The 13,318-nt window shown below is 40.5% G+C and carries 9 protein-coding genes; 5 read left to right on the plus strand and 4 right to left on the minus strand.

The features are described 5' to 3' along the window. Window positions 1-142: 142 nt before the first annotated feature. Window positions 143-724 carry an HdeD family acid-resistance protein gene (locus AC4IFO_RS13985; protein WP_219246151.1) on the plus strand — a complete coding sequence of 194 codons (582 nt, stop codon included), beginning with the start codon at window positions 143-145 and terminating at the stop codon, window positions 722-724. Between the two features lie 35 nt (window positions 725-759). Here AC4IFO_RS13985 and AC4IFO_RS13990 read toward each other — a convergent pair whose 3' ends face one another. After that, window positions 760-3,477, minus strand: coding sequence for an RHS repeat-associated core domain-containing protein (locus tag AC4IFO_RS13990; RefSeq protein ID WP_490735212.1), 2,718 nt, complete (start codon window positions 3,475-3,477; stop codon window positions 760-762). Window positions 3,478-3,685: 208 nt separating this feature from the next. Between AC4IFO_RS13990 and AC4IFO_RS13995 the strand changes: the two genes are divergently transcribed. Next, a complete protein-coding gene (locus AC4IFO_RS13995) occupies window positions 3,686-4,501 on the plus strand; it encodes a TraB/GumN family protein (protein ID WP_490735229.1) in 816 nt (271 codons plus the stop codon). A gap of 11 nt (window positions 4,502-4,512) precedes the next feature. Continuing rightward, complete coding sequence (ybaK, locus tag AC4IFO_RS14000) at window positions 4,513-4,989, plus strand: Cys-tRNA(Pro)/Cys-tRNA(Cys) deacylase YbaK (RefSeq protein WP_490735214.1); 477 nt, start codon at window positions 4,513-4,515, stop codon at window positions 4,987-4,989. A gap of 111 nt (window positions 4,990-5,100) precedes the next feature. Here ybaK and AC4IFO_RS14005 read toward each other — a convergent pair whose 3' ends face one another. From AC4IFO_RS14005 to ushA, 3 genes are all read right to left on the minus strand, one after another. Further along, window positions 5,101-6,084 carry a 3-oxoacyl-[acyl-carrier-protein] synthase III C-terminal domain-containing protein gene (locus AC4IFO_RS14005; RefSeq protein WP_490735216.1) on the minus strand — a complete coding sequence of 328 codons (984 nt, stop codon included), beginning with the start codon at window positions 6,082-6,084 and terminating at the stop codon, window positions 5,101-5,103. Between the two features lies 1 nt (window position 6,085). Then, a complete protein-coding gene (locus AC4IFO_RS14010; RefSeq protein WP_490735218.1) occupies window positions 6,086-7,771 on the minus strand; it encodes a thiamine pyrophosphate-binding protein in 1,686 nt (561 codons plus the stop codon). A gap of 228 nt (window positions 7,772-7,999) precedes the next feature. Further along, a complete protein-coding gene (ushA, locus tag AC4IFO_RS14015) occupies window positions 8,000-9,670 on the minus strand; it encodes a bifunctional UDP-sugar hydrolase/5'-nucleotidase UshA (protein WP_273803784.1) in 1,671 nt (556 codons plus the stop codon). A gap of 255 nt (window positions 9,671-9,925) precedes the next feature. Here ushA and AC4IFO_RS14020 point away from each other — a divergent pair, with 255 nt between their 5' ends. Both AC4IFO_RS14020 and ybaL read left to right on the plus strand, forming a co-directional pair. Further along, window positions 9,926-11,149 (plus strand): MFS transporter, encoded by a 1,224-nt coding sequence (locus AC4IFO_RS14020; RefSeq protein WP_490735221.1) that lies wholly within the window; start codon window positions 9,926-9,928, stop codon window positions 11,147-11,149. 286 nt (window positions 11,150-11,435) lie between these two features. Next, complete coding sequence (gene ybaL / locus AC4IFO_RS14025; RefSeq protein WP_490735223.1) at window positions 11,436-13,187, plus strand: YbaL family putative K(+) efflux transporter; 1,752 nt, start codon at window positions 11,436-11,438, stop codon at window positions 13,185-13,187. Window positions 13,188-13,318 lie beyond the last annotated feature (131 nt).

Consider the following 13,318-nt stretch of genomic DNA (forward strand, 5'->3'; position numbering starts at 1 on the left):
TCATCTTATTTCAATCATCAAAATACGCTAAGTGTTTGCCCTCCAAGATTTTATGGCTTAAATCGCACGATCTTTGATGCTATTTACCATCAGCTAGGTCTATACTATTAAATAATTAGCTACTTAATATTTGGAGCGCAAAATGCTTAATATTGATCGTGAAAAACTCGCCAAACTCGCTGGTGAAGAATTTAAAAAACAGCGAACATTTTTGTTAATTTTGTCTTTTTTACTGTTGGCTGGTGGTATTTTTTGTATCGTTAACCCGATGATTTCAGGCATTGCGGTCAGTACGGTGTTAGGTGTGTTGCTGATTATTGGTGGTGTTGGTGCCATTGTTAGCATACTGAGCACCGTGATTTATACTGGGTGGTCGCGCTTATTCGGCTTTGTGATTGGCTTAATCTATATTATTGTCGGCTATTCCTTCATTAAAGACCCACTGCAAAGCTTAATTGCCCTTGCCATTTTAGTCGCGGCATTATTTATTGTCGGCGGTGTCATTCGCTTATATGTCGGTTTTCAACAAATCAAATCTCCAAGTGGTTGGCTGCAAATTCTTATCGGTTTATTAGATTTCTTTATTGCCTTCCTGCTTGTCGGCAATGGGCCATTGACCTCCATTACCTTATTAACCACGTTAATTGGTATCGAAATGGTATTTAGCTCATTTAGTTTATTTACACTGCTCAGTGTGTTTAAAAACATCACTAAAAATAGCTAATTCTATTTGCCCCCTATGTGGGGGCAACCGTGATATCAATGGCGGCGACTGGTACTGGGTTGGTTTCTATCATAACCTTTAGGTTTGCCTTGATAGCTCACCTTCCCCAGTGCTTTTATTTTAAACACCTTATTAAACTGGGCTTGATAGCGCTGATATAAATTTCTATCAATTTCCCCCATAAACCCGCCTAATTCTTTTTGAAAATCAATATTCTTGTATTTATATGTACTGTATTTTGCGTTGTAAGTTCCATGCTCTTTCACATCTTTCGGGATATCATCATTTCTTAACCGTACTGTCATAAATATATTTTTGGGTAATTCTTCTCTAAATTGATACAGTGCATTTTTACAACTTGGGCACATCTTCGCTTTTTGGGAAATAATAATGTTTTTAACATTGGTGTCTTTCAACAAGGACGCTTTTAATGTTCTAAACAGATTTTTTTCACTGTGATTAACTAATTCTTTTTCCTCTTTACTCTGTGTGCCCTTCGTTTCTTGGTAACCTAACTTATCTGCCGCCCATACTTTTATGTTATTATTTTTCCTCTCTATTTCTAATCCTCCATATAAATTAATACTATACGTAAATTTTGAATGGCCATCTCGGTAAAATACCTGTGCAAAACTAATCACTCTATTAGCAACCATTTCAGGCTTATTTGCCACTATTGGGTTTTTAGCTGAATTGATTAATAGCTCACCCACAGTTTCCTCATAACTTGCGTACATCTCTTCACGGCTATTAAAAAGTACAGGAGCAAGCCCTTGCTCATCTTTAAAGGTTAAAGGGTTATTTTGCACCATTCTAAACAGATTTAAGCCATCAATAGTTCCTGCGGGATCTGCACTTAACCAACGTCCAACCCAAGGTTGGTAATAACGGCGGCCATAATAATAAAGCCCTGTAATGTCGCGTTCTTGTCCTGAATAACGTCGTGTTTTGTAGTTCGCTTCCAATGTGCTGCGTGCCGCCCAAACGGCAGTTCCGCCAAAAGGGTAAAACTCTTCATAGCTGATAAGGTTTCCGCTGCTATCAAGCTCTATATTATGGTTGCTGCCGACTCCATTAAGGCAATATCGTTCGACGTTATTCGCTATCTCACTTGGTTGCCCATATTCCCAATGTAACACCTGCACTTGTGTTTCCTTGTCCTCACCGATGCAAATCACTTGGCATTTTTCTTTATTATCAATTTGCCTAATTTCTAGGTTTGGTAAATAAATAACTTGGCTTTGCTTTTGATTTTCTTTAGTTATTTTCATTACTCTCTGGCTATTTGCATCATAGCGATAAAACTCACTCACGCTAACCCCTGTTGCGCTTTGCAATTCCTGCCGAGGCGTCCATCGAAGTATTTGGCCTTGCAAAAGCTGTTTTTGTTGCCCGCTAAGTGTAAATAACGACTCTACTTGGTTAGGTAGCTGAGCTAAATCTGCTAGTACCGCTCGATTACTTCGGTCGCTCACTGTGACTTTCACCGTATAAGCTTGTTGCATAGCTGGCGTTCGGTGATGAATTTGCGTCAAATTGCCCGCCTTATCGTAGGAATATGCGCGAAAATACTGTGTATAAATCGAATTATCAATTGATGAAGAATGAGGCAAACAGTGGCTTTGTTGGCCTTTATTGGCAATTTCTCGCCCAGTGGCATGGATCAGTTGATACAGTGAGTCATATTGATATTGCTGCTTAGGTTCAACTTTTTGGTTACGCCAAAAAAGGCTTTTTTCTGCGCCATTATGAATTCCAACTACATTACCAACAGGGTCGTAGTCATAATATAAATCTTGAAATAATTTATAGCCCAATAAATGGTTAGCAGGCCTATAGCTTCGTATACGGGATAAACGTTGTGTTTGTGCTTCATGTTCATACTCGGTCACGACACCATTGCCATGGAGCTCTCTCACTTTTTGCCCAATAGCTGAATATTCAATAAGTTGAACTATTGATTGTGGATCACTGCCTTTAACTGTTAAGTTCGATTTGATTAATTGCCCCGCAATATCATATTCTCGCAGCTGTTTATGGCCTTTTGCATCGAGAATAGAAAGGCAAGCACCTGTGGCATCGAAGGATATTTGCTGAGGAAATTTTTCGGGTGATAATGCCGTTAAACAGGTATCTCCTTGCCAATCAACACTATATTCTACGTTATCAAACTGTTGAATAAACTGCCGTGTCCATAAGATAGGCTCCCCTCGCAGTGATACCTCTTGAGTTTGCAATAACCCTGCCGTATCGAAGTGGCAGGTACATTGCCCAGCTAAATTTGCCATCTGTTCTATGAATGAATGACCTGCATATTCGAAATACTCACTCACTCTCCAGTGCCCAAACTCAACTTTTTCGTTGATTGATTTGAGTCGGCCTAACGAATCCCTCCCCTCATAGCCACATAACTTATATGTTTTATTTGAATCAATACAGATAACTAAACGCTCTTCAATATCATAGAGCTGGTAAACATCACCACTGTCAGCGCCTTGGCTAAAAACGGGGAACCCCATTAAGTCTGTTGAGTAATAAAAATTATATTGTCCACTTTCAGACAAGCGAGCATCTGCGTTTTTATCTAAAAATCCATAAATATTAAAGTGTTGAAACTCAATTCGCTCTTGCGCTTTCTGTTGAGTATTTGACTGTCGATGGTATTGGATCATGCGAATATTTAAGCCACGATTATCCAAAACGGTGATTTTTGGTGTGCCTACATGAATGTTTGAAATTAAGGGAGTTATCATGTTATCTCCAATTAAGGCTAACAAAATGATAACGCCACCTTGTTAACACGTTGCTTCACATCGTCAAACCATAATTGAAGCTTTCCTAAATTGTCATTTTCAATTTTTATCAATAACGACGAAAAATGCGTAATTGACAGGCAATGTTCGCAAATTGGCGAGAGATTGTTTAACCTATTCAATCAAGAAAAAAGCAGGGTAAAGAATGATGGGAAAACTGTTCGAAAACTTAAAAAATTGGCTGCATATGGAAACGGCGCCCGTATACCCTTATCCTGCAATTGATATTCGTTTATCAAAAGGCCTTAGACTGCATATTGTGGGCAGTATTCATATGGGAACGGAAAATATGTTTCCGTTGTCTGCCATATTACTCGATAAACTGAATCAGGCAGATGCATTAATTGTTGAAGCAGATATCACCCAAACACAGTCCCCTTTTCCTCATGATGTTGAAGTACAGCTTCCTGTTCAGCAGCGCTTAGACGAAGAGCAATACGCACTATTTTTGCAATATTGCCAAGAAATTCACCAACCACCTGAAAAATTTGATGCGCTACCCTCATGGCAAATTGCCTTGATCCTGCAAGCTACTCAAGCACAAGGACTAGGCCTACGCGGTCACTATGGCATCGATTATCAACTTATTCGCAATGCTCAGACTCAACTTAAACCAATCATTGAGCTGGAAGGCACCGCATCCCAAGTTGAATTGCTGCTTTCCTTGCCTAATAATGGGCTAGCGCTATTACAAGACTCTTTAATTCACTGGCGAGCAAACGCACGCTCACTGCAAACCATGATTGGTTGGTGGCTCGATTATCAGCCCAATAGCAGCATGACTTTGCCCAACACCTTCAGCAAAGATGTTTATCAAGTATTAATGGATAAACGAAATGCTGATTGGAGTGAACAGCTTAAAGCGCTCCCAGACGGTAATTATGTGGTTGCGGTAGGCGCGCTACACCTCTTTGGTGAGGGTAGTCTTGTTGAGTATTTGCGCCATTGTGACAGAGATAAATAAAAGGCAAAAAAATGACTCCTGCTGTTAAATTATTAGAAAAACAAAAAGTTAACTTCAAATTACACCCATACGACCATGACCCAAATGAAAACAATTTTGGTGATGAAGCCGTGCGTAAATTAGGCTTAGATGCCAAACAAGTGTTCAAAACGTTATTAGTGGCATTAAATGGCGACCAAAAAACGCTCGCGGTTGCTGTCACCCCTGTTTCTGGCCAGCTCGACCTAAAATTGGTTGCTAAAGTGTTTAAAGTGAAAAAGGTGGAAATGGCAGACCCGCAAATTGCACAAAAAACAACGGGTTACTTGCTGGGCGGCATCAGCCCACTGGGGCAGAAAAAACGTTTACCGACGGTAATTGATGACCAAGCACAGCAATATGCAACAATGTTTATTTCAGGGGGAAAACGCGGGTTGGATATTGAATTAGCGCCAGCTGATTTAGCAAGTGTGCTTACTGCCACTTTTGCGACTATCAGAAAAGACTAATACGTTAATCCTCTCGTTGAATAATGCACGGTGAAATAAAAGGCTCCGAAGTTGACATGAATTTAGAGATCAGAGCCTTTTAATGTTAGCCTAGCGCCCTCTTAGCTTTAATCACAATGAATAAAAATCTAATGACGTAGGAATGTGTTTAAAACCAAGTAACACTGAAACAGAAATCATTCCAGGCGCAAAGCCCGACAACACAATGTAATCCCCCTCAGCTAGTTGATTTTGATTAACTATGGAATAAAAACCAAATAAGTTTTGAGCAGCACCAAGGCTCCCATATTTATCATAAGCCAACTCTATTTTTTCTTTCTTTATGGCAAGTGACTCAGATAAAACATTCGGAACCCAACTTATAGGGTCATAAAAGTGGAACTTGTTGATATCTGATACCGATATATGGCTTCTATCACATAACGCGGTTACAGCCTGTTTTATCGTTTTGTCATAGTTTCTGGTAAAAACCTCGCCGCCTTCTTTCGGGCAATTAGCAACCAGTTTATTTTCTATATTTTTTAGTTGTAGTGGTAGATAATCACAAGTGCTCACACTTTGAAAATCGACGATTTCTGTTCCACTATCGGAACTTATTATCATGCAAGCTGCACCATCGCTGAGTAAGGCTTTCGTTGGGTCATTAATATCAAAGTAATGTGAATAGCAGCACGCGGCAATAATTGCGATGTGCCGATAATGGCCTTGACTAATTAATCCCGAAGCTAACTCCATCGCAGCCACGCCTCCCGACGTCCCCGCACTGATGGCCATAACTGGGCAACGTAATTTGGTCTCTTGAGTAAACTGAACGGTTTCTACGTTTTGTACACTGTTTGGGCAAGAAATAGCAACAATAACATAATCAATATCATTAACAGCCATATCCACTTGTCGCAAGGCATTAAACAAACTTTGACTCATCAATTTGGAAATATCCTGTTGATTTTCCAACCGCCAAATACTCCTGTCTTTTCCTACCGCTTTATCATGGAAGACGCTTTCTTCTTCTTTACTGGCAAGGGTTGTTTGCCTATGGTTGGGCAATACATTTGCTAAGGATATAACACTACCTTTATTTATATTTTTTTTCATATCACATACTCCGCAATGTTTTTACTCTATCCGTTGACGGTGCTAAAACAGTACGATCAATTCGTACATCAATCACTGCTGGGGCTTTAGCCTTAATGGCAGAAATAAGTGCTTTATCAAGGCTCTCTTTATCCGTTGCCCTATATCCAACCGCACCTAACCCCTCACCGATTAATGCAAAATCAGTCAATGGGATTTCACAATCTGGCGGAATAACATCTGACTCTTGCAGAAGTTGCCGGCACATATTGTAACAACCATCATTCATCACGAGCCATATCGCAGGAAGGTGATATCTCACCGCAGTGCTGACTTCATTCGTCATCAACATCGAGCCATCACCTATCACACCAATAACAACATTATTTCTATTTGCAGAAAGCCCAACTAAGCCACATGCGTATTGTCCCATTGCACCAAACCCTGGACTACTTCGATACCGAACAGGATGATAAAATTTCAAATATCGGTTAGTCCATGTAAAAGAATTACCCGCTTCAGCGGCAACATAGCCATCATATTGATTAATAACAATGTGTTGTATAGATTGCATGACTGTTCTTGGATGTAAATATCCCAAATGACTTTGATGCATCTCCGTATCTTCATAAGGGACAACATGGTGAATATTGCCAAGCCCAATCCTGTTTTTTTTCAGTTCGATATTTTGCAAGACATGCTGTAAAAATGCCCCAATTTCACATTCAATTATCGTTGTCTGTTCAGGGAGATTACCTGCCACTTCGTGGCTATTGATTCCCACAAAAAACACGGTCGAATTTGTAAGTGAACTTTGTACATATGATGAGCTAAGCTCTCCTAAACGAGAACCCAGAATGATCACGACAGGATGGCGTTCAGCCGAAAGTTCAGCACTAATTTCTTGTTGATTAGCACCTAGCCCTGTAGCGCCTGCGTACAATGGATGTGTTTCTGGAAAAATGCCTTTTCCTCTCGGTGTTGAGATAACATGGGACTGGCTTAACTCCACCACTTTTTTTAATTGCTCTGCGGCATGACGTGCGCCAAATCCAATCCAGAAAAGTGTTTTATTATTAATAATCGCATTGGTCGCTTGATTTAATTGGAGTTGAAGTTTTTCATTATTAATCTTTCCTTCATCTTTTTTTTCACTTTCCTCACCATGCCCAGCAGTATCAATAATTGTTTTTTGTAGCGATGATGTAATAAAAAGACCAATGCAAATACCTGAAACTCGGTTTATATTTTCAGATATTGATTTTTTCGCTTTCTTATACTCAGTTAAATTTGAAACAAAATATATTTCATCAAAAAAACCTTGCCCATCATGCACACGTAAACTATTTATTTCGTCTCGTGTTGTTTCTTGCAGTTTATATTTGCCAGTGTGATAATCATCCGTAATTGATGATATAAACAATAGATTAGAACCATCTAGTCTAGCGGCTTTAACACCCGTAAGTGCATTCGTTATCCCAGGGCCTGATGTGGCAAATGCCACAGAAGGTTTATTGTTACATATACTGTATTCAGAAGCAGAAAAAACACCACCTGATTCATAACGACAATGAAATAAGTCTATTTTTTTTGAATGAAATAAAGCATCCCATAGAGGAAAAACAAACCCACCTGAAACACCAAATGCAGCATCAATATGACAATCTTCAAGGAAATTAACCAAATCTACAGCAACAGTATTTTTCATTTATGCCACCATATCTAATTAAAGTTAAACTTAAATTTATATGGTGATTTTAAAATCGTAAATTAATATAAAATAGTGGCTATTAACATATTCATCCTTCTGTTACTTATAAATAAAATAAACCAAGTAAAAATAGCCAAACACTATTACCAATACTAATTAATTTTAAAATTGAAAAATCAATCATAAAAAAGCCCCATTATCTAATGGGGCCTTATTTTCGAAAAATTATTTATTATTATAAATAATTTCACCTTTTGGTTCGTAATCTGCGGCTTTCAATGGAGAGTGTTTCTCAATATAACCTTTGAGCACCTCTGCATCTACAAATCCAGTATTTACATAGTTAGGGTGATTATCAATTTTCGGATAGCCATCACCACCAATCGCATTAAAGTTTAATGTCGCCATACGGTAAGTTTTTGATGTATCAACAGGTTTACCATCGATTTTTACATCGCTAATCGTACCGTCTTTATTTAACGTTAAATTCACATTATAGAATTGGCCATACGCCCCTGCATCCGGTTTCATATTCGCAACCGCTGTCAGGTAAGGAATGACTTCATCCCCTTTAAAATCAACGTAAACTAACTCGTTCGCAAATGGTTGAACCTTGAGTACATCTTTATAGGTAATATCACCGCTTTCGATAGAATCACGGACACCACCACCGCTCATAATGGCAAAGTCAGCACCCGCACGCTCTTTTTGAGCAGCTAACAGAAGATGACCCATATTTGTTTGCACAAAACGTACTTTGCTACGGTCGCCTTCCAGTTTGCCTTCAACAGAGCCTACCTTGACGCTTAATTGCTTATCACCTTTCTCTTGGTATGGAGTCAGTAACTTCATCATATCTGGGTTGTGTGCAATTTCCTGCGTGTAATAAACGCGCTCACTGCTGCCATCTTCTTTAGTGACTTTTTTCTTCAAGTTAATTGGAATTAACTGGTAATGTTTTAAGGTAAATTTGCCGTTTTTGAATTCGAAATCAGCACGCCCAACATATTTACCCCACTCATGGGCCTGAACAATCCATGTACCATTTTGATTGTCTGGCGCACACGGTGTACCCGGTACATAGTCCGCTTGTTTGTAGTCTTTATTTTCTTGGGACATACAAACAGGGTCTTGTGAGTGACCACCCACTATCATATCTAAATAACCAGCTGGTAAGCTGCGTGCCATTTCGACGTCACCCGGTGCGTTAGAACCGTGGTTGCCGTTATCATAGTGCCCCATATGGGTTGCTGCGATAATAATGTCAGGTTTTTCAGTCTGACGCAGTTCTTCAACGACTTTTTTCGCTTCATCTGCGGGTACGCGGAATTCCACATCAGGGAAGTTCGCTGGGTTACCGATACGAACAGTGTCATCGGTGGTCAGACCCATCACCGCAATCTTTACACCTTGCTTATCAAATACTTGGTAAGGTTTAAATAGACGTTTGCCAGTACTGGTTTGGTAAATATTGGCAGATAAGAATGGGAAAGTAGCCCATTTCTCTTGCTGACGCAGTGTTTCAAGCGGGTTATCGAACTCATGATTGCCCAATGCCATTGCATCGTAGCCCACTAAATTCATCCCTTTAAAATCAGGCTCTGCGTCTTGTAAATCAGATTCAGGCACACCTGTATTAATATCACCACCAGAGAGTAGCAATACGCTGCCACCTTGCTTCGCTACTTCGTTGCGAATTTCATCAACAACGGTTTTTTGTGCTGCTAAACCGTATTCACCGTGGTCGTTATGCCAAAAATGGCCATGATGGTCATTTGTGTGCAAAATAGTGATATTGTAGGTTTTGTCTTTTTCCCACGCGTTTGCCATCGTTGCGGGTATTAACGCTAACGATACAGTTAATGCACACGCGGATGCTTTAAATGCAAACTTCATACACTTCTCCCTGCTGGTATAGGAATTTTTATTCACGAATATTAGATTATAGTTTGTCACTGCCCGCAGATTTATAGCATAAAAATATGAGCAAGATTTGATACCTCTTGCAGAATAAGAAATTCGTTTCATAAAAATGAGATCGCCGTCAAATAATTCACTGCTGTTATTTTTCATGTGACTTATTTATTCATTTCAATAAATTGTATTTCAGTTATATTGATAACAATTATGTAACACAGAAAGCTGATAATTATGAGTGAGCAAACCACAACCCCTAACAACGCTAGTCCATCAAAACCCGTGAATAAAACAGGGAAAACCGTCTTTAGTATTCTGACGGCAATTAGTGTCTCCCATTTATTAAACGATATGATCCAATCGCTAATTTTGGCGATTTATCCTTTATTACAATCTGATTTCTCCCTAAGTTTCGCGCAAATCGGGATGATCACTCTGACGTATCAGATTACGGCATCCCTACTTCAGCCTATTATTGGCTATTACACGGATAAACACCCGCAGCCATATTCCTTACCAATTGGCATGAGCTTTACATTGACGGGGTTAATTTTATTGGCGATGGCAGAAACCTTCCCAATGATTTTATTTGCAGCCGCTTTAGTTGGGACGGGTTCTTCGGTCTTCCACCCAGAATCATCCCGTGTAGCACGTATGGCTTCAGGCGGTCGCCATGGCCTTGCTCAGTCGTTTTTCCAAGTGGGCGGTAATTTAGGGGCATCATTAGGGCCATTGCTTGCAGCGTTAATTATTGAACCTTATGGGAAAGGTAACTTAGGTTGGTTCTCCCTTGCGGCTTTATTAGCGATCGTGATTTTACTGCAAGTCAGTAATTGGTATAAGCAGCAACATCGTGCTGCCAGTAAAAAACCGATTTCTGCGGGTGATATTAAAGTTCTGCCTCGCAAGGCAGTTATTGGCTCATTAGCCGTGTTATTAGTTCTGATTTTTTCTAAATATTTCTATTTGGCGAGCATTAGCAGCTATTACACCTTTTATCTTATAGAGAAGTTTGGTGTATCTGTGCAAAATGCCCAGATACATCTGTTTGTTTTCTTATTTGCTGTTGCCGCAGGGACAATGATTGGCGGCCCTATTGGGGATAAAATAGGCCGTAAGTACGTTATTTGGTTCTCAATCCTCGGTGTCGCACCTTTTACCCTCATTTTACCGTATGCCTCACTGTACTGGACAGGCGTGCTTACAGTGATCATTGGGATGATATTAGCTTCCGCGTTTTCTGCTATTTTGGTATATGCCCAAGAGCTGATCCCCGGTAAAACAGGCATGGTATCGGGGTTGTTCTTCGGTCTAGCATTCGGAATGGGTGGTGTTGGCGCGGCAGTTTTAGGCCATATTGCTGACCAAACCAGTATTGAGCAAGTTTATCATTATTGCGCTTTCTTGCCTTTACTTGGAATTTTTACAGTATTGTTACCAAATATCGGCCATAAATAGGTTTATTTTCTTATTTTACCCACACTTACTTAAAAATAAGTGTGGGTCTTTCCCGCCATATTTCATAAAAATTTCAGCTAAAAATCCCCTAATCTTAAAGTTTGTAACGATTTAGCACCTTTAGCCTGTCTTTTTTTTAAAAACATTTCATTTTTTTAAGGAAATATTTCTCAAAAAAAGTTAAAATAGAAAAACATGCAATTTGGCATTTTAAAATGAAAGCCTCATTTTAAAAGTCAACGGCATGTACCCACCTTATATTTTCATACTAATCAGAGGAGACTAAATGGAGCATTCAACGCCCTTAATCACAACCATTGTTGGTGGTCTCGCCCTTGCATATTTGTTAGGTATGATCGCGCAGCGATTAAAAATCTCCCCACTTGTGGGCTACCTTGCAGCAGGTGTCCTTGCAGGTCCATTTACCCCCGGGTTTGTGGCAGATGCAGCGCTTGCACCTGAATTAGCTGAAATCGGTGTTATTTTGCTGATGTTCGGCGTGGGTTTACACTTTTCACTCAAAGATTTGTTGGCTGTTAAAGCCATCGCTATCCCCGGCGCAATCGCGCAAATCGCAGTCGCTACCCTATTAGGCCTTGGCTTATCGATGCTATTTGGCTGGGGCATTTTTACCGGTATTGTCTTTGGTTTATGTCTTTCAACCGCCAGTACCGTTGTTTTATTACGTGCATTAGAAGAACGGCAACTGATTGAAAGCCAACGCGGGCAGATTGCCATCGGCTGGCTGATCGTGGAAGACTTAGCCATGGTTCTTACCTTGGTACTGCTTCCTGCCACCGCCGCGATTATGAATACGGATGATGCAAGCTTCAGTGAGCTCGCACTTGGCCTTGTATGGACAATTGGTAAAGTTGTTCTATTCATATTCATTATGATTGTGGTCGGTCGTAAGGTCATTCCTTGGATTTTGTCACGTACCGCATCAACGGGTTCTCGTGAACTATTCACCTTGGCTGTCCTTGCCCTTGCGTTAGGCATCGCATATGCAGCAGTGGCTATCTTTGATGCTTCATTTGCACTGGGCGCATTCTTCGCGGGTATGGTATTGAATGAGTCTGAGCTAAGCCACCGTGCAGCACAAGACACCTTACCACTGCGTGATGCGTTTGCAGTTCTGTTCTTCGTTTCCGTCGGTATGCTTTTCGACCCGATGGTTCTGATCCAGCAACCTCTTGGCATCTTAGCTGTTCTGGCTATCATTATTATTGGTAAGTCTGCTGCCGCCTTGGTGCTTGTCAGGATGTTTGGGCACTCACGGCGAACCGCACTCACTATTTCCGTCAGCCTTGCTCAAATCGGTGAGTTCGCGTTTATCTTAGCTGGTATGGGTTTAACCCTCGGTGTGATGGATAAAGACGCGCAGAACTTGGTGTTAGCGGGTGCCATCGTTTCGATTATGCTTAACCCAGTATTATTTAGTCTGTTAGATAAATACCTTGAAAGAACTGAAACGATTGAAGAGCAGCTTCTGGAAGAAACGTTAGAAGAAGAAACGCAAGTGCCTGTGGATATCTGCGGCCACGCCATTATCGTCGGTTACGGCCGTGTGGGTGGCATGTTAGCGGACAAACTGCGTAGACGTGAAATCCCTGTCGTCGTCGTGGAAGACACACGTGCTCGCTTTGAAGAACTGGCGGAAAATGGCTTCAGTGCTATCCTCGGCAACGGTGCGAATAAAGAAACCATCAGCCTTGCCCGCATTGAGTGCGCCAAAACGTTATTATTAACTATTCCAAATGGTTATGAAGCAGGTGAAATCGTCGCGACCGCGAAAGAAATGAACCCGGACGTGACCGTTATTGTTCGTGCCCACTATGATGACGAAGTCAGCTTTATTAAAGAGCGCGGCGCCGATCACATTATCATTGGTGAACATGAAATTGCCAAATCCATGGCAACACTCATGTGTAATGATGTGGAAGAGTTCGGTTGTTCTATCGATGATATACTCGATGGCGACAACGATAAAAAAGGTGAAGGCAAAAATTTAGATGACTATCTAAAACCTGCTCACTAACCTCCTCTCTCCATAAATACAAAAAGGAAGCCATGGCTTCCTTTTTTATTACTACTGACCCGTCCTGAATAAGGTTGACACTTTTTCAATTTAAAATTGGAGAGTGCAATGAAACCAATCACTAAACGAAC

This window comes from Providencia sp. UF-224 (assembly GCF_058245955.1).

Bases quoted from the DNA above. Each gene is read 5' to 3' on its own strand.
- ybaL (WP_490735223.1), top strand. From the start codon at position 11,436: ATGGAGCATTCAACGCCCTTAATCACAACCATTGTTGGTGGTCTCGCC.
- ushA (WP_273803784.1), bottom strand. From the start codon at position 9,670: ATGAAGTTTGCATTTAAAGCATCCGCGTGTGCATTAACTGTATCGTTA.
- AC4IFO_RS14010 (WP_490735218.1), bottom strand. From the start codon at position 7,771: ATGAAAAATACTGTTGCTGTAGATTTGGTTAATTTCCTTGAAGATTGT.
- ybaK (WP_490735214.1), top strand. From the start codon at position 4,513: ATGACTCCTGCTGTTAAATTATTAGAAAAACAAAAAGTTAACTTCAAA.
- AC4IFO_RS14005 (WP_490735216.1), bottom strand. From the start codon at position 6,084: ATGAAAAAAAATATAAATAAAGGTAGTGTTATATCCTTAGCAAATGTA.
- AC4IFO_RS14020 (WP_490735221.1), top strand. From the start codon at position 9,926: ATGAGTGAGCAAACCACAACCCCTAACAACGCTAGTCCATCAAAACCC.
- AC4IFO_RS13995 (WP_490735229.1), top strand. From the start codon at position 3,686: ATGGGAAAACTGTTCGAAAACTTAAAAAATTGGCTGCATATGGAAACG.
- AC4IFO_RS13985 (WP_219246151.1), top strand. From the start codon at position 143: ATGCTTAATATTGATCGTGAAAAACTCGCCAAACTCGCTGGTGAAGAA.
- AC4IFO_RS13990 (WP_490735212.1), bottom strand. From the start codon at position 3,477: ATGATAACTCCCTTAATTTCAAACATTCATGTAGGCACACCAAAAATC.